This window comes from Thermofilaceae archaeon, from assembly GCA_038731975.1.
GTDB lineage: Archaea > Thermoproteota > Thermoprotei > Thermofilales > Thermofilaceae > JANXEW01.
Map to the genome: position 1 here is coordinate 65,712 of JAVYQJ010000007.1, position 16,308 is coordinate 82,019.

Annotated in this window: 14 protein-coding genes; 7 read left to right on the forward strand and 7 right to left on the reverse strand. The window is 63.8% G+C overall.

Annotated features, from left to right (window positions below):
* Nucleotides 1-1,434 (forward strand): TldD/PmbA family protein, encoded by a 1,434-nt coding sequence (locus QXF46_05055; protein ID MEM0226223.1) that lies wholly within the window; start codon nucleotides 1-3, stop codon nucleotides 1,432-1,434.
* Nucleotides 1,434-2,771: a TldD/PmbA family protein gene (locus tag QXF46_05060; protein MEM0226224.1), complete on the forward strand. Its 1,338-nt coding sequence runs from the start codon at nucleotides 1,434-1,436 to the stop codon at nucleotides 2,769-2,771. The genes QXF46_05055 and QXF46_05060 overlap by 1 nt, the downstream gene beginning before the upstream one ends.
* 29 nt (nucleotides 2,772-2,800) lie before the next feature.
* Here the strand turns inward: QXF46_05060 and QXF46_05065 are convergent, their stop codons facing one another.
* From QXF46_05065 to QXF46_05075, 3 genes are all read right to left on the reverse strand, one after another.
* Nucleotides 2,801-3,541 (reverse strand): MBL fold metallo-hydrolase, encoded by a 741-nt coding sequence (locus QXF46_05065; GenBank protein ID MEM0226225.1) that lies wholly within the window; start codon nucleotides 3,539-3,541, stop codon nucleotides 2,801-2,803.
* 63 nt (nucleotides 3,542-3,604) lie between these two features.
* Nucleotides 3,605-3,985: a cyclophilin-like fold protein gene (locus QXF46_05070; protein MEM0226226.1), complete on the reverse strand. Its 381-nt coding sequence runs from the start codon at nucleotides 3,983-3,985 to the stop codon at nucleotides 3,605-3,607.
* Nucleotides 3,986-4,021: 36 nt separating this feature from the next.
* On the reverse strand, nucleotides 4,022-6,610 hold the full coding sequence (locus QXF46_05075) for a GH116 family glycosyl-hydrolase (GenBank protein MEM0226227.1): 2,589 nt from the start codon (nucleotides 6,608-6,610) through the stop codon (nucleotides 4,022-4,024).
* A 101-nt stretch (nucleotides 6,611-6,711) separates the two neighbouring features.
* Here QXF46_05075 and QXF46_05080 point away from each other — a divergent pair, with 101 nt between their 5' ends.
* Nucleotides 6,712-7,674 (forward strand): hypothetical protein, encoded by a 963-nt coding sequence (locus QXF46_05080; GenBank protein ID MEM0226228.1) that lies wholly within the window; start codon nucleotides 6,712-6,714, stop codon nucleotides 7,672-7,674.
* A 9-nt stretch (nucleotides 7,675-7,683) separates the two neighbouring features.
* Nucleotides 7,684-8,400, forward strand: a complete 717-nt coding sequence (locus QXF46_05085; GenBank protein MEM0226229.1) for an HAD family hydrolase — start codon at nucleotides 7,684-7,686, stop codon at nucleotides 8,398-8,400.
* Here QXF46_05085 and QXF46_05090 read toward each other — a convergent pair.
* A complete protein-coding gene (locus QXF46_05090; protein ID MEM0226230.1) occupies nucleotides 8,397-9,767 on the reverse strand; it encodes a ZIP family metal transporter in 1,371 nt (456 codons plus the stop codon). The two genes, QXF46_05085 and QXF46_05090, sit on opposite strands and share 4 nt — an antisense overlap.
* Nucleotides 9,768-9,843: 76 nt before the next feature.
* Between QXF46_05090 and QXF46_05095 the strand changes: the two genes are divergently transcribed.
* A complete protein-coding gene (locus QXF46_05095; GenBank protein MEM0226231.1) occupies nucleotides 9,844-10,701 on the forward strand; it encodes a ChbG/HpnK family deacetylase in 858 nt (285 codons plus the stop codon).
* On the opposite strand, the gene QXF46_05100 is transcribed toward QXF46_05095, so the two are convergent.
* A complete protein-coding gene (locus QXF46_05100) occupies nucleotides 10,698-13,397 on the reverse strand; it encodes a carbohydrate binding domain-containing protein (protein MEM0226232.1) in 2,700 nt (899 codons plus the stop codon). The genes QXF46_05095 and QXF46_05100 overlap by 4 nt on opposite strands.
* Before the next feature lie 36 nt (nucleotides 13,398-13,433).
* Nucleotides 13,434-14,576 (reverse strand): glycosyltransferase family 2 protein, encoded by a 1,143-nt coding sequence (locus tag QXF46_05105; protein MEM0226233.1) that lies wholly within the window; start codon nucleotides 14,574-14,576, stop codon nucleotides 13,434-13,436.
* Between the two features lie 116 nt (nucleotides 14,577-14,692).
* Here QXF46_05105 and QXF46_05110 point away from each other — a divergent pair, with 116 nt between their 5' ends.
* Both QXF46_05110 and QXF46_05115 read left to right on the forward strand, forming a co-directional pair.
* Nucleotides 14,693-15,244, forward strand: coding sequence for an ADP-ribose-binding protein (locus QXF46_05110; protein ID MEM0226234.1), 552 nt, complete (start codon nucleotides 14,693-14,695; stop codon nucleotides 15,242-15,244).
* Nucleotides 15,245-15,246: 2 nt separating this feature from the next.
* Nucleotides 15,247-16,035 carry a class II glutamine amidotransferase gene (locus QXF46_05115; protein MEM0226235.1) on the forward strand — a complete coding sequence of 263 codons (789 nt, stop codon included), beginning with the start codon at nucleotides 15,247-15,249 and terminating at the stop codon, nucleotides 16,033-16,035.
* A gap of 55 nt (nucleotides 16,036-16,090) precedes the next feature.
* On the opposite strand, the gene QXF46_05120 is transcribed toward QXF46_05115, so the two are convergent.
* A partial coding sequence (locus tag QXF46_05120) for a hypothetical protein (protein MEM0226236.1) occupies nucleotides 16,091-16,308 on the reverse strand: 218 nt, incomplete at its 5' end.

Below are 16,308 nucleotides of genomic sequence, written 5' to 3' on the forward strand. Positions count from 1 at the left end.
ATGCACGAAGACCTTCTGCAGAGGGCCGTCGACCTGGCCCTCCAGCTCGGGGCGAGTTACGCTGAAGCCCGCTGGCACCGCCACTCCGGTGGTTCTCTCGTCGTGCGGAACGGGGAGATGATAGGTTACGGCGAGTCGATCAGGGAGGGCGTTGGAGTGAGAGTTCTCGTCAACGGAGCTCTCGGCTTCTCCGCGACCAGCACCCTCACGTGGGATAGCGTGAGGGAGGCGGTTGAGCAGGCCGTTAAGCTGGCCCGGTCCCACAGCAGGTTCATGAAAAGGCCGATCGAGTTCGCGGAGGCCCGGATGGGGAGGGCCCGCTACGAGGCGATAGCCGTCAAGCCCTTCGACTCGCTGGACATAAACGGCAAGCTGTCGGTTCTCGTCGAGTCGTGGGAAAGGGTGAGGGGCGCAGTGAAAGAGGCGAGGGTCATGACCATGATGACGAGGTACTCCGAAGATGTGGAGGAGAAGACGGTCATCAACTCCGACGGAGCCTTCGTCGTGAGCAGAGTCCCGCGCTTGACGGTCGGCTACAACTTCGTCCTCCTCCACCCGCAGAAGGGGACGATCCAGCGGAGCAAGACCTTCGGCGGGAGCGGAGGGCTTGAGCAGCTCGAGCGCTGGAGGATCCCGGAGAGCGCGGAGGAGGAGGCCCGCAACCTCGAGAACGTCCTGCTCAACGGCGTTGAGCCTCCCAAGGGCCCCGTCGACGTGATCGTGGGGAGCGAGATCGTAGGGCTCATCGTGCACGAGAGCTGCGGCCACCCCAGCGAGGCCGACAGGATCTGGGGTAGGGAGGCGGCGCAAGCGGGGATGAGCTTCATCAAGCCGGGCATGCTCGGGGAAAGGATCGGGGGCAAGCACGCGACGGTGATCGATGACCCCACGATACCGGGAAGCTACGGCTTCTACCTGTACGACGACGAGGGGGTCCCAGCCAGGGCCCGCTACCTCTACAAGGAGGGGGTCATCAACGAGCACCTGCACAACCGCTGGACGGCCAGCCTCTGGGGCACCACCAGCAACGCGGCTGCGAGGGCGATGGACCACAACAGCGAGCCGATCATCAGGATGGCAAATACTTACCTGGCGCCGGGCGACCACACCTTCGAGGAGCTGCTGGAGGGCGTGAAGCTCGGCGTCTACATGAAGAGCTACATGGAGTGGAACATCGACGACATCAGGTGGGGGCAGCGTTACGTCGGCCTCGAGTGCTACCTGATCGAGAAGGGCGAGCTCACGAAGCCCGTCCGGAACCCGGTCCTCGAGGTGACGACGAAGAGCTTCTACAGCAGCATCGACGCTGCCGGCAGGGAGGTGCGCTACGAGCCCGGCACGTGCGGCAAAGGCGAGCCGAGCCAGGGGGTGCCCGTGTGGTTCGGCGGGCCGGACGTTAGGTTAAGGAGCATCCCGCTTGGGGTGGTCGCGTGATGCAGCAGGTCCCGGTGTCGGAGTTTGCCGAGAAGCTCGTCCACGAGGCTCTGAAGAGGGGGTTTGAGGAGGCGGCCGCTATCGTCTCGAGGCAGAGGAGCACGATGGTGAAGTTCGCGAACAGCGAGGTCAGCGTAGTGCAGAGGTGGGACTCCCTCACTGTGGGGCTGTACCTGGCCAAGGAGGGCAAGATCCTGCTGACGGAGATCCACCCGACCGGTTTCGAGCAGGCCAGCGCCCTGATAGATAGAGCCCTCGCAGCTTTACCGCAGGTGAGGCCCAGCTTCCTGTACGCGCCGCTCCCCGAGCCGGAGACCCCTGAGCCGCTCCCGGGGCTCGTCGACAAGGCCATCATCGAAGCGATGCACGACCCTTCATCGCTGGCGGAGGCTATGCTCGCAGGCGCAACCGGCGCCGAGAGGGTTGCGGGCGCGCTGACCCTCTTCCACGGTCAGCGTGGCGTCGCTACGTCCAAGGGGGCGAGGCTCGAGGAAGAGGCAACGGGTTTGGAGGCCTACCTGCGCGCCTTCATAGGCGAGGCCTCGGGGCAGTGGGCTCACGGGAGCCGCAGGCTCTCGAAGGAGGCCGTTGAGCGGATGGCGCGGACCGCGGTGCAGCTGGCTGAGATGGCTAAGGGGAGGGCTGCTGACGTCGAGCCCGGCACCTACGACGTGATCCTCTCACCGATGGTTGTTGGCAACCTGATGAACTTGGTCGGCATGATGGCGAGCGGGATGGCCGTGCTCATGGGCATGTCGATCTTCGCGAGGGCTGAGCCCGGATCGAAGGTTGCATCGGAGAAGTTCTCCATCTACGACGACCCGAGGAACCCCGAGCTTCTCGGCTCAACTTCCTTCGACGACGAGGGGTTACCGACGAGGAGCAAGCCGATAATCGAGGCTGGGGCTTTGAGAACGCTCCTCCACAACTCGAAGACTGCCGCGAAGTTCGGCGCCAAGTCCACCGGTAACGCAGGGTTGATGTTCCCGCACTCTTGGACGCTGCGAGTCGCACCGGGCGACGCGAAGCTGGAGGAGATGATCGCGGAGGTAAAGAGGGGCTTGATGATAACGAACAACTGGTACACGCGGCTGCAGAACTACGTCGAGGGCATCTTCTCCACCATCGCGAGGGACGCCGCATTCTACATCGAGAACGGCGAGATCAAGCACCCCGTAGCCCGCGTAAGGATCGCCGATAGGCTCCCCAAGCTGCTCTCAAACATCGAACTTCTGGGACGAGACCTCTACGACATCAGCTGGTGGGAGGTCAGCCCAGCCGTCCGCGCCCCCTACGTGCTGGTGAGGAACATAGGGATCTCGAGGCCCTTCGTGTAAAAATAAACCTTACAACTTTTTTAACTGTACTATGCGTCCTCGTCCAGGTAGCACTTGATACCCTTGATCCATTCCAAGGCCTTCTGCACGTTTTCCCTCCCCCTTATGATGGCACCGTGCTGCGGCACGATCACCTCGATTTCGAGGTTCTCGACTCTCCTCAACCACCTTTGAACGGCGCGGTTGGATGCCAGGTACCTTTTGTGGAACTGCACCATGTACTGCACGTGCGAGTCAAAGTCGTTCACGAAGTCGTAGTTCACCCCGCTCGGGAAGAGGGAGGCGAAGAGGTCCCCGCTGTAGAGGATCTTGAGGCAGGGATCGTAGATCTGGAAGTTGCCGGGCGAGTGCAGGTAGTGGGCCGGGATCAGCTGGAGCGTGCACCCCCCCAGCCGGATGGTGCCCCCCTCGTCCGGGATGCCATCAACCCTACCCTCTAAGTCCACGCTCTGGTGGAAGGAGTGCGGAAGGAAGCGTAGCCAGAGCTGCGGTAGCAGGATCTTCGCGTTCTCGAGCGCCGTGTACCAAACCGCGGCCGCCCCTAGGATGTCTGGATCCTGGTGGGAGAAGAAGAGGTACTTGACACGTGGCGGTGGCACAAACCGCGACATCTCGGCGATCAAACGGTTGAAAACCACCCTACCGCCGGGGTCGGCTAGCAGCCCCTCACCCGAGTCAACTATCAGGAGCTGGTTGGCTTGAACGTACCCAGGGGGTGTGAGGCCCCGGAAAACAACGGCCTTGTGATCGCCCTTCTCGAAGACTATCATGGTTTGCTCTCCCAGGAAACCCCTAAAAACGTTTTAGTTCGGAGAGCTGGCCCGCCGCGGAACCTAGCCTTCGGCAACCTCGACTCTGACCCTTTCCCCGCTCGAGACGCGCCTTAGAACGTCTAAGCCTTCTACGACCCTGCCTATCACGTTGACGGGGCTGGCCGGCCTGATCTCGCCCGGCCTGCTGATGGGTGTCGGCCCGAAGAAGAGGCAGAGAGCACGACCGGGTGGCCAGTAGGCGACATCGCCGACCTCAACGAGCTCGCTCGCGTCCTCCTCGCCGGCATCGACTGGGGACTCGAAGTAGACCTCCTCCCCCCACCTCCTCGCCCGGCTCTCGAAGGGGAGGACGCGCAGGAGCGCTTCAGCGGTCCTAGCGTTCCTCCCCGTCAGCTCGACGATCACGGTGCCGGCCCTCTCGAAAACAAGCTTGACCCGCACGCTTCCCTGAGCGCGGGGGTGCTAAAAACGTCTCCCTTAGCCCTCTATGCGCAGGACGTCGCCTTCGCGCAGCAGTAGGGGTTTCGGGAACCTCGCTCCTCCCTCCAGGGGCTCGAACTCCACTGGTTCTCCGTTAACAAGGGCGCGGCGCACGCCGATGCCTTTGAGGGTTGCTACGCGGAGGACTTTCAGCTCCAGTTCGCCGTACCGCACGCTCAGCTCGCAGAAACCTCTTGAAGCAAGCAGATAGCCCCACGCTCTACCCGTGCACCAGAAAGTGCCGAACTCCGCATCCGGGGTCTTCGGGTTGAAGGACAGCTCGCCGCGCCTGCCGTCCCACTCGAAGCCGCTCAGCGCGAGGAGGAGCGCGTAGGAGGACAACGATCTCGCGTAGTTGCTGCCGCACTCGATCTCGCTCCACGGGTTCCTCTTCACCCCATCGTACCTCTCCCTGACGGCTTTCACGACTTCGAGCCCCTCCTCGACGAAGCCCTCCTGTATTAGGTGGGCGGCGAAGACGTACTCGAGGCCGCTCCAAACCTCCTCCGCGTAGGGGATCGGTATGACCGGCTTGCCCCCCTTAGGCCACGCGCAGTTGACGACGCCCCTCTCGTCGCCGAGCGCGTAGATCCTGCAGGGGTTGGGGTGGTGGCGCACGCTGGTGAAGTTGTACCTGTAGATCGATTCGAGCGCCCTCCTCACCTTGCCCCTATCCAGCACCTCGCCCAGGCCGAAGAGGTTCGCGTAGAACTGCGCCTCAACTTGTGCTATGAAGCAGGCGGGGCCCAGCTGGTACTTCATCTCGCGGTGCTCGCCGTCCCAGTAGGCTTCGATCACGCCGGGATCGCTGGCGGAGAACCTCTCGAGTAGGCTCCTGTCGCTCAAATCGATCAGCTGGACGAAGTACTCGCCGTTGAATAGGTGCTCCTCAACCCACCTCTTCCCCGACTCGAAGAGCCGCAGGTACTCCCCCTCCGCCTCCTTGTCGCCCACGTGCTCCGCCATCTCCGCCGCAGCCTTCAGCGCGGCCAGGTAAAGCCCGGTGAGCCAAGGGTTCGGGCCGAAGAGCTCGACGTCGAAGGTGTTGTGCTGCCTACCCTCTATCACGCCGTCCCCGTCGCGATCCCACGCGTCGGCGTTGCTCTCGGACCACGCGTATTCGACCATCCTCTTCAGGGTTAGCCAGAGCTCCCTCAACCACTCCTCATCCCCCGTCAGCTTCCAGTACGCGTAGGCGCGGAGCAGGCAGCCGTACTGGCCGTCGACGGCCGCGTGGGGGAAGGGCCAGGGCCTACCCGGCGGCAGGGGGAGCCGGAAGGTCATGCGCCCGTCCCCGCTCACGCTGTACCTCAGGTGGAGGCCCCACATCGACCGATCCAAGCTCGGGAAAAGGTATAGGGGGGCGAAAGCGTAGCGCCACACGTGGGCGCAGCTGCCCTCGCAGCAGCCTGAATCGACGCTGCAACCCTCAAAGCCCCACAGCGAGCCGTCCTCCAGCCTGATCACGGTCGGCGACTTCAAGATCGAGAGGTTCGCGGAGACAGCGTCCAGAACATGCGGGGGGTAGGTGGAGGAGAAGAGACAGTCCCTGAACTCGCGGGTCTTGCCGTGGAGCCAACTCCAGTTCCTGAAGCAGTGCCGGACGACGTCGATCACGCTATGGAAGATCGCGGCGTAGTAGTTCCTCCAGACGTCCCTGCCGGGCTCGGGGTTCCAGTAGTTCCTAAAGTTCGGGTAGTACCAGGCGATCAGGAACCTGACCACCCCCCTCTCGCCCGGGTTCAGCCGGAGGTGCGCGGCGAGGGAGGCGTGATCCCTGACCCCGGCCGAGGGCCTCTCGTACCTCCTGTTGCGGAGCCTCCCCGGCGAGGAGAACTCCCTCCAGAAGACCTGCAGGCTGTCGAACCAGGAACCCCTGTACCAGTACTCCTGGTAGCTCACTTCGGGGGCGTCCGTGGCGATCGCCAGCTGCCCCCACTCCGACGATCTCTCATCAACGCCCTGGGGGCTCATCAGGATCAGCTTGACCCCCTCAACCTCGCGGTACTCGTTGACGGTCCTCCCTGGCGGAGCCGGGTTCTGCGCACTCAAGCAGACGGTGTACTCCACGGCTGCGCCCACCGTGTTCTCGATTTCGATCTCGAAGAAGGCCGCGGGAATGCTGGAGTTGAAGTCGTCAAGGGGGATGAACGGGTTGAAGGCCGTCACCCGAACTTTTCCCGGGAAGTCGGGGTCGACGAAATCGATGCGCGCGATGGGGTACGTGCCCTCGAGAACGGCCTCCTTGAAGTGCGGTAGGCCGGCTAGGCTCTCCCGCTCAAGCCCGAAGCCGAACCCCCTCCCGCTCCCAGTGTAGGGCGGCGGAGGGGTGCCCTCCATCACTCGCGCGTCGATAACCCTGCCCTCAGCAACGGCCTTGACGGCGAAGTGGGTGAAGCCGTTTAAACCGCCCTTGCTCGGCCTGTTGAAGATCTCCCAGTCGACGAGTCGCCCGTTGGCCGCCAACCCTACGCAGCCTGTACCGATGCCACCAAGCGGGAACGAGGCCATCGGGGCCCTGCTACCCTCGTAAGTGAAGCAGGGTAGCTTGGAGTGGCCCGGCGAGCCCTGGGGCGTTTCGCGCACGCGGAAACGGGCTTGCGGTGCCAATTATGCCTGCTCTCGCGCCGGGATGCCGCGCGGGGCGCGCGAAAAACGCTGATATACGACGAGGGAGAGGGGTTCGCGTGAGGCTTCCGCAAAACGGGTGGGTGAAGGCCCAGCTCCATGCTCATTCAACGCGCTCCGACGGTCGGCTGGACCCGGAGAAGGCCGTGGAGTTCTACGCTCGAGCCGGCTTCGGTGCCGTCTCGCTGACCGACCACAACAAGGTTACGCCCGTCTCGCACCCGAGCGTGCTCACCCCGCCCGGCGTCGAAGTGGCAGCCCGCGAGGAGGGCGTGGCCGGTGAGTACCACGTCGTGATCATAGGTTGCGATGAGCTGCCGCCGGAGAGCGCGCGTAAGCGCGCGTCTAAGCTCTTCGACTGGTGCCGCGACAACGGCTTCTACTCGTTCGTGGCCCACCCCTACTGGAGCATGCTGAGCGGCAGCGACCTCCTCAAGGCTGGGAACCCCGACGGTGTCGAGGTGTACAACCACGGTTGCGAGGTGGAGATCAGCAGGGGCTACTCGGGCCCCCACTGGGACTACGCGCTGTCGAAGGGGGTTATGCTGCAGGGGTTGGCGGTGGACGACGTTCACACGTACACGGTGGACGCTCTGGGCGGGTGGGTGGTGCTAGACCTCGCCGACCACAGCGTTGAGGCCTTGCTGGAGGCATTGAAGCAGGGGCGCTTCTACGCCAGCAGCGGCGTGGAGGTTGAAGCCTACGAGGTGGAGCAGGGGAGAGCCTGGCTGAAGTGCAGCGGCGCGAAGATCGTGAAGCTCCTGTCGGGCGATACGAAGGGGGCCTACCTGAGCGTCAGTATGCTGGATAAGCTGGCTGCAGCTCAGCCGCAGCTCCTAGAGGTGGAGCGCTGGGAGGATGGCTTCAGGATCCGCGCGAAGGATCTGCGGGTGGAGGGCAGGCTGAGGGGCGGTAGCATCGTTGAGCTCGAGATCGCGGGCCAGCTGCCGGTGAAGGGGTACATGAGGGTCGAGCTGATCGACGGAGAGAAGGCTGCCTGGCTCAACAGCGTGAGGCTCTAGGTGTCCAGCATGCCGGCAGCCGCCGTGAGCATCGACGTGTGGGACACCCTGCTGCGGCTGGGGAGGTTCTACGGGATGCTCGCCGCGTCCCTGGCGGAGCTCCTCGAGAGGGAGAAGGGGGAGGTCGAGGAGTCGCTCAGAAGAGCTAGAGCCCGAGTGAAGGAGCTGAGGGCACAAGGGGCCGTTAACCCAAGCGCTGTAATCGAGCAGTGCGCAGGCATCCTGGCTGGAGAGCTCGGGTGCTCGCGTGAGGTGGTGAAGAGGGGGGTTGCCCGCGCTGTCGCGAACCTTGAGCCGGAGGGCATCGTGTACGAGGACGCGCTCGAGGCGCTGGAAGGCTTGGCCAGTAGGGGGGTGCCCGTCGTCGCGCTCAGCAACGTGATGTGGTGGCCCGGCTACATCACACGAGTCATCGTTGAGAAGGCGGGGCTCGGCAAGCTCCTCGCCGCCCAAGTTTACGCCGACGAGGTCTACGCTCTCAAGCCGGACGCGCGCATGTTCAAGGCGGGGGAAGAGGCGCTCCGCGATGCGGGCTTCGAGGCAAGGCTGGTCGCCCACGCTGGCGACGACTTCAGGGAGGACTTCCTCGGCGCGATGTCGGTCGGCCTTGTGGCGGTGCTCGTCGATAGGACCGGCGCCTTCGGGGAGGGAGCTTACTTCGGAGGGAGGGGCTACGTAATCAGGGACTTGCGCCGGCTCACGCACGTTCTCGAGGGGCTCCTTTAGCCGCCGAAGACCGTGTCGAGCAGGAGCATGACGACGAAGCCGGAGAGGAAGCCGAAGGTGCTGGGCTCGTCGTGCTCGTGCCCGTAGATCTCCGGCGCCATCTCGTGGACCACAACGTAGACCATTGCGCCCGCGGCGAAAGCCATCAGGAAGGGGAGGGTGAAACCGACGTGCTCGACGATGAGCGCGGGAAGGGGGGCTGCGAGGGCCTCCGCAAGGCCGCTGGCAACTCCGATCAGGAAGGCCTTCAGCCTCCCCCTATCGGCCAGTGGCAGGGCGACGGCCAGCCCCTCCGGCACGTCCTGCAACCCTATCGCGAGGGCGAGGAGGAGCCCCTCGTGGACGCTCACCGAGGAGGCTACACCAACGGCCATCCCTTCGGGTATGTTGTGGATGATCATAGCCAGGGCGATGAGCAAGCCCTTGGCGAGGGGTCGAGGGGGCCCCTCAGCCCCCTTCATGATGTGCAGGTGGGGGAGGGTGGAGTCGACGGCCTTGATTAGGCCGGCACCCGCCACGAAGCCCAGTGTGGCGAGCAGAGGCCCTCCCGCCTCGATGGCCGGCAGCAGCAGGCTCGTGAAGGAGGCGACGAGCATGACACCTGCCGCAAACCCCAGGCCGGCGTCCGATGCCCTCTCGCTCATTCGGGCTCCGAGGAGAACTGGAATGGAACCAATCGCGGTCATCGCGGCCGGCACCATCCCTATGACGAGGGCCCTGATGACGAGGGGGCTGCTCTCCAGGAAGTCGAGGATCGACGCGAGAAAGCCCTCCACGCTACCGACGTGGAAGCCGGCGCCAGTCAGGCTGAAGACGAGGAGCGTGGAGAGGAGGGCTACGAGGGCTCCCGCCGCCAGCTGCGAGGGGGTGTGGGCGTTCAGTTCGAGGCGGGCCCACGAGACTGGTACGAGGAGCAGGTAGAGGGGCACTGCCTCCTCACCCACGACCATCGCCAGCGCCGTGGTTGGGCCCGCGATGCCTGCAGCATGGACGCTGATCTTCCACTTCGCGAGGACAGTCACGATCGCCAGCACGATCGCTGACAGCATGTAGGAGGCGGTAATGACCGCGTAGATCCTGTAGCCGCGCAAGAGGGAGTAGACGATGCCGATGATGTACGAGATGATGCTGAACAGGTAGTACTTCCACCTCTTCTCCCTCTCCGTCACGAATATGTCCACCTCGCCCCTCGCTGCACCCACAACTATCGGAGCGAGCGGCAGAAACGTGTGGGCCAGCAGCATCACTGCCAGCGCCTCGAGGCCTCCCACTCCCAACCTCCACCACACGAGCGCGATGATGAAGCCGCCGTACAGCTGCGGCGCCGTGGCCAGCGAGACCAAGTGCGCGAGCCTTTTCCTAAACACAGGGCTCCATCAAACAGAGGCTAAAGATGTTGCGGGAACCAGCAACCCATTTTAACGATCACTGTTAGATCGCCTCATGGAAGATTTCTGGGAGTACATGGGCTTGAAGGGCGCGAGAGTTGCCATCATCCACCACGACGATCTGGGCATGTTCAAGGCCCAGAACGACGCCTACCGATCCCTCCCCTTCCCCACCGGCTCCATCCTCGCGCCGGCCGCGTGGGTTCCCGACCTCCTCGTCAACCCGAAGCCGGGCGCCGACCTCGGGGTTCACTTGACGCTGAACAGCGAGTGGAGCCACTGCAGGATCAGGCCTCTCACGTGCGGCGCCAGCCTGAGGGACGAGCAGGGCTACCTCTTCAGGACGGTTGAGGAAGCCTGGCGGAGCGTGAGAGCGGAGGAGACGGAGACGGAGCTGCGGGCCCAGATCGAGCACGTGCTCAAGCTCGGCATCGATGTGACTCACATTGACACGCACATGGGCAGCGTGCTGAGGCCTGACATCGCTGAAGTGTACGTTAAGCTGGCGTGCGAGTACCGCGTGCCCGCGCTTATACCCGAGAGCGTTGAGAACCCGATGATACCGCCCCCCTTCAGGGGGCAGCTGGCCCGGCTGCTCAGCAGAGTCAAGCTCCCACGCGTGAAGTTGGCGGGGATACCCTACACGAAGCTCGAGCACGAGCAGAGGCTTCGAGCCTTCAGGGACTTCCTCCTCAACGCGGAGCCCGGGGTCTACCACGTGATCCACCACTCGTGCTTTAGAAACGAGGAAACGAGGGATCTACCCGACATAGACATCAGGGAGGGGGATTTCCGAATCCTTACAGACCCTGAGATTAGGATGCTGCTGGAGGAAAAATGGGAGTTGATAACTTACAGAGAGATAAGGGACGCCTTCAGGCGGTACATGGGGAGCGAGCCCTGGCTCGCCTAGGGCCTGCTGATCTCGTACCAGATCGTCCGGTAGCCGGGGCCGATTTCGAAGACCGTCCAGCCGCCCTCAACGGTGGTGGGTAGCTTCTCCCTCCTCCTGCCCGTGTTATCGAGGGCCCAGACCTCCACCTCCCCCTTAACCCTGATCCTCGCCCTCACACCCTCAGCGATCGTGGGGCCGGGGCCCCAGTTGTCGCCGCAGGTGACCTGGACGTTGAGTGGAGGATTGATTTCGGCGGTGTAGCCCTGGGGCGGCTGGGTGACCCTCGCTACGAGGCGGTTGGTCGCGTACTCCCTCAGCTCCATCCCGTTGTTGCCGATGTAGCCGATGGCTACGAGGAGCATGCTCCTGGACCTCTCGATCGGCTCGCCGTCCATGCTCGTCACCCCGATTACGCTGAAGTTGAGGAGCGAGGGAGCCGGCTCGATTGTGACTCCATCGAAGTCGAACCTCCTCCCCGCCCCGAAGCCGACCACAGCGACGGTGCGCGGCGAGTTGATGAGCAGCACGCACTTACCTCTGGTGCTGCAGTCCCAGACGACCTGCCCGTTATCCGACTTGTACACCTGCCCCTCGGGCGGCATGGGTCCCGATGGCCCCGTACCCTCAAGGTTCAAGGCGAATCGGTGGACGAGCGGTGTAGCAGGGCTCCAGCCGAGGTGGTGGGCGCCCGGCAGGTTCCACGCGTGCAGCTTCCCTCCCACGAGGAGGTTGATCTCGGTCTCCCTGCTGATCGGCATCGTCACCAGCTCCCTCGCGGGCTCCACGTCGCCCCTCACGAATATGTTGTGGGCAAGGATGAGCGTCGCCATCTTCTGCGGGTTCTGGGACACGTCGAAGAAGCCTACGATTCGGCGCGCGTCGCGAACCAAACCGTCATACGCAAAGGCGAAAATCCCGTCCCAGTCCTGGAGCGCAGCGTAGGCCGATAGAATCACGTAGGTCTCCGAATCGTACATGTTGGGCGCCGGGTGGTTGTACTCGGTCACCGTGAAGGGCTTGCCGAGCACCCTCCTCGACGCGAGCCAGGTGATCGTGCTGCCCAGCGGGTTGTTAACCATCGGTTCGTTCACCACGTACCAATTCCTTGGATCCCACGGGGTCCCGGGGAAGGCGGGGTGCATCCAGTACGCGTGCGTGTCGACCACGTCCAGCTCCGACATGATGACTGGAGTGCTGCAGCCCGCGATCGTCCCGATCACGAGGGCTTTAACCCCCAGCTCCTCCTTGAGGTACCTGTACATGTCGAGGAAGTAGTCCCTCTCGAGCGACCAGAGGAACTCGGCCCAATCCCTCCTCGCCGCCGGGGAACGGCCGAAGAAGTCGCCGGGCTTGAGGATGCTCACAGTCCCCTCCTCGAGGCTCTCCCCCTCCTTCAATCCAGCACCCTGGTAGGGCCTCATCGAGAAGTTGGCGAAGTAGTAGGTGGTTTCGAGGGCGCCGAGGTTCGAGATGTCGAGCCTAGCGTTGTCGTCGCTAACCCCAACCCCAAGGATCACCTCGTAGGTCCGCCACTCGGGCGTCAGCTTGACCGTGACAACCTGGGAGACCGCCTGCCAGGGCTCGTGAGCCTGCCTCAGGCAGACCGTGATGTACGCTTCAGCTTCGGCTCGAGCCGTGAAGGTTACGCGGTATATCTCCCCCTCCCTGACCCGGATGCGGGGGTAGTTGAACTGGACGTGCCAACCCTCGCCCCTCCTGGTGACTCTGACCCTCAGCGCCCGCATGCCGTCGACATCGACGAAGTCGTAGGTGGCCTGAGCCGCGCCGTGCCGCTCGAAGACCCAGCCCAGCGTCCCCCTCTCGAACCTCGGGTTCGCGAGCACCTCCTCCCCCAACTTCGTCTCCCCTCCCCAAGCCTCGACCAGCCTCGCGGTGTCGCCGTACTTCGCGCGCAGCCAAGCGTTCCACTTCTCCTGGAGCGGGCGCTTGAAGACTTCGGGGAGCCTGTCAACAACGCCGTCGAGCCAGGCGTGGATGAGGCCGAACTCGTTCACGATCTCGACGAAAGCGACAGCCGGATCCTCCGCGTAGGTCATGTTCGTGTACGGGTTCCTGTGCGTGAGGAGCTGCCTCGCGTACTCCTTCTGAAGCTCTCTCACCTCGTCCATGAAAAATCCGAGGATCTGCTGATCCTTCCAATCCACCTGCTCGATCTCGGGCGGTAAGCCGTCCGCGGCCCTAAGGCGCCTCGAGACGAGGAGGTTGAGGTTGACGTAGATGCCCTGCTCCTTCAGCTTCGCGATGAGGTAGTCCAGCCGATCCAGCGCAACGGGGTTAAGCCTTCTCGTACCGGGGGGTTGGAAGATGTTGAAGCTCAGCCAGGCGGCGTCCAGATGGTGGAACCTGACAATGTTGACCCCGAACTTGGCGAGCCTGGCTGCGAAGATCTCCGCGTCGCGCTTCGTCGGGAAGGCGTGCTCAGCAACGATGTTAACCCCCAGGAAGCGGATCCTCTCTCCACCGACGTACAGGTGGCCGTCGGGCCCAACGTAGACGTGCCCGTACTTGCCGGCTGGCTTGTGCAGTCGGTGGGCTAGGCTGACGACGGTCTCGCTCGAGTCATCGTAGGGCAGGTGGAAGGGGAAGAAGTTGGCGGCTCTCTCCTCCCTCTCCCTGACGACTTGGTGGAGCCAGACGCCTAAGATCACAGCCAGCAGCCCGAGGGCCGACAGCACGATCGCAAGCTTCCTCACGGGCCTATCTGCTGGGTTTGGGTATAAAACGCTAGCCTAAACGACCCAGTCCTCCACCCGCTCGTCCCCGAAGATGAGCACGCGGATCAAGCCCACCGACAGTATCGTCAGCCACACGGTTTGGTAGAAGAGCAGGTAGACTGGGATCAGGTGGGCGTAGGGCTTCAAGCCGGTGACCTTCGCGATCACGTACTGCAGCACGCCGAGGGAGAGCAGGAGGAAGGCGAAGGTAAGCGTGGTGACCGTGTACATCATGATGAGCGAGATCGATACGGCCGCCGTAACGGGTACGAGCTCCCGAATGAGGGAGGACAGGGGGAGGAGGGCGGCGTAGGTGGCCTTCTTGGAGAGCATCCCGTGGAGCGCCAGGGCGACAATCATCGTGAGGAGGGAGGGCAGGGTCAGGATGATGCCCGGTATGATGACGTGCGGCACCTCGCGGACCGCGCGCAGGAGCACCCGGTAGTTCTCCCTCAGCCAGGAGGCGAGGCCGACAGCCCACCTCTTCCTCTGCTTCAGCCAGTGGGTCCAGCTGGACGGCGCGTAGTTGAGCACGTAGGTGCTATCGAGGAAGGAGAAGCGGCAGCCCTTCACGAACGAGCGGAGAGCGAAGTCGAGATCCTCCGCCAGGCAGGGTTTGAAGTAGCCGATCTCGTCGAGGGCCCTCCGCTTCACAGCGAAAGCCGCCCCGTTTATTGCGATGGCCCTTCCGGCAAGCTTCGCCATCATCTTGCTAGCGAAGTTGTACGCTGTGTACTCGATGTAGACGAGCTTGGCCAGCAAACCTTTACCAACGATAACCTTCTTCACGTCCAGGAGATCGCAGCTCTTCATCGCCTCCGCCACCTTATCGATGAACTTCGGGTCGTTCACGCGAACATCATCGTCGAGGAAGAGGACGACGTCGCCCCTCACCAGCTTCAACGCCTCGTTCAGCGCGCTCACCTTACCCTGCCTCCCTTCCCTGAGGAACACCTTCACCGACGGGTCGCTGAACTCGGTCAGTAGCCCGTTGAGGGCTTCGCGGTCGGGATCGTCAATGATAACAATGACCTCGAGGGGTCGCGCGTTACAGTTCAGCAGGCCCCTCACAAGCTCCACCAGCCCGTTACCGCCGCGGTAAGAAGGGATCACAACGCTCACGGTAAGGGTCTCTGCGGCCGCGTGCGGCGAAGGCATCGGGTAACCCTTAGTATTATGGTAAAAAAATGTATCCGATCGTGGCCGCTGGAAGGGGGAAGCACGCTGTAGCTCGGGGGCGCAGAAGCTATTATAGGCTTGGCGAAGGCCCTCATGTGCCCGGTAGGACCTTCAAACTCGATAGGCTGACGGTGGAGCTGGTTGAGGGGGATATCACCGAGCTTGAGGCTGATGCGATCGTGAACGCGGCTAACTCGTACCTCAAGCACGGCGGGGGAGTAGCTGCGGCGATCGTGAGGAAGGGGGGTTACGTGATCCAGGAGGAGAGCGACCGGTGGGTTAGGGAGCGCGGCCCCGTCCCCGTGGGCAGCGTAGCGGTCACTTCCGCGGGCCGGCTCAAGGCCAAGTACGTCATCCACGCCGTGGGTCCGCGCTTCGGCGAGGAGGGTGGTGACGAGAAGCTCGCCTCGGCCATCCGGAGCTCGCTCGAGAAGTCGGAGGAGCTCGGGCTGAGGAGCGTAGCCCTGCCCGCCATCTCGACGGGGGTCTTCGGCTACCCCTACGAGAGGTGCGCGCGCATCATGGCCCGCGAGCTGAAGGCCTTCGCTGGACGCGCCCGGAGCCTGGAGAGGGTCATCGTCTGCCTCTACGGCCGAGAAGCCTACGAAACCTTCGAGAGAGTTTTCCTAGAGGAGCTGAGGGAGTAGCCGTGTGCCGCCTCCTAGCGCTAGCGTCTTCGGAACCTGTGGACGCGCTCGCTTGGCTCGGTGCGCTGAGGAGGGCTGCTGAGTACGACCCCCTGCTTGAAAGGTTGGCTGGCACCGCTGAGCATGGCGACGGTTGGGGTCTAGCTGCGCTGGCCGGCGGAAGGCTGATCCACTACCGCTCTCCCACGCCGATCTGGAGCGACCCGCTCGTGGAGACGTTAGCGACCTCGATCTCCTCCCCCGTTGCCCTGGTTGCTCACGCCCGCAAGGCTAGCACGGGCATGCCGCTCGGCGTGGGGGCGGCCCACCCCTTCGCGCTCCACCTCGGGAGCGGAGGGGTCGTATTCGTCGCTCAGAACGGGGGTGTCGACATAGGTCGAACTCTGGAGCTCTTCGGGCCCGTAGCGTCCCCGAGCAACGTGGACTCCTTCGTATACGCCGCAGCGCTGGCCAAGTTGCTGGAGGAGAGCGGGAGTCTCAAGCGAGCGCTCATCGAGCTGCACAGGGGGCTTGAGAGGGGCGGGGCCGTGAGGGGTATGGCGAACACGGTCGCGTTATTGGTGGAGCGGAGGGGGGAGCTGTGGGAGGCCGAGATCGGCGTTGTCCGCCACGTGTTGAGGGAGCAGCTGCTCGAGTACGGCGAGATCTACTTGCTGGAGCGAGATGGGCTTGCCGCGGCCGTCTCCAGCACCCTGCGGTGGATCCTGAGGGAAAGGATGGAGCCGGTGGGGAGGAACAGAGTCTTGACGGCAGCGCTTGGAGACCCTAGGTTCGAGCGGAGCGCTCTCTGAGCTTCGCTAGGGGGGCTAGAGCGAGGAGGTTGAGTGCTGCGCCCAGCCCGAACGCCTAGCGCGCGCCGAGGCTGGACCAGCTGAAGCTGCCGAGCAGGGGGGAGGGGGCCGCCACCAGGCCCACCACAGCGTCGCTCAACCCGTTGGCTGTCGCGACAGAGCTCGGCGGCGCCATGTAGGAGAGGAGCTTCCTGCGAGCCGGCATATCGAGGGGGAGGAAGACGTTCTGGAGGACGACGGCTAGCGCCAGCGTGCCGTAGCTCCGGCTGACGG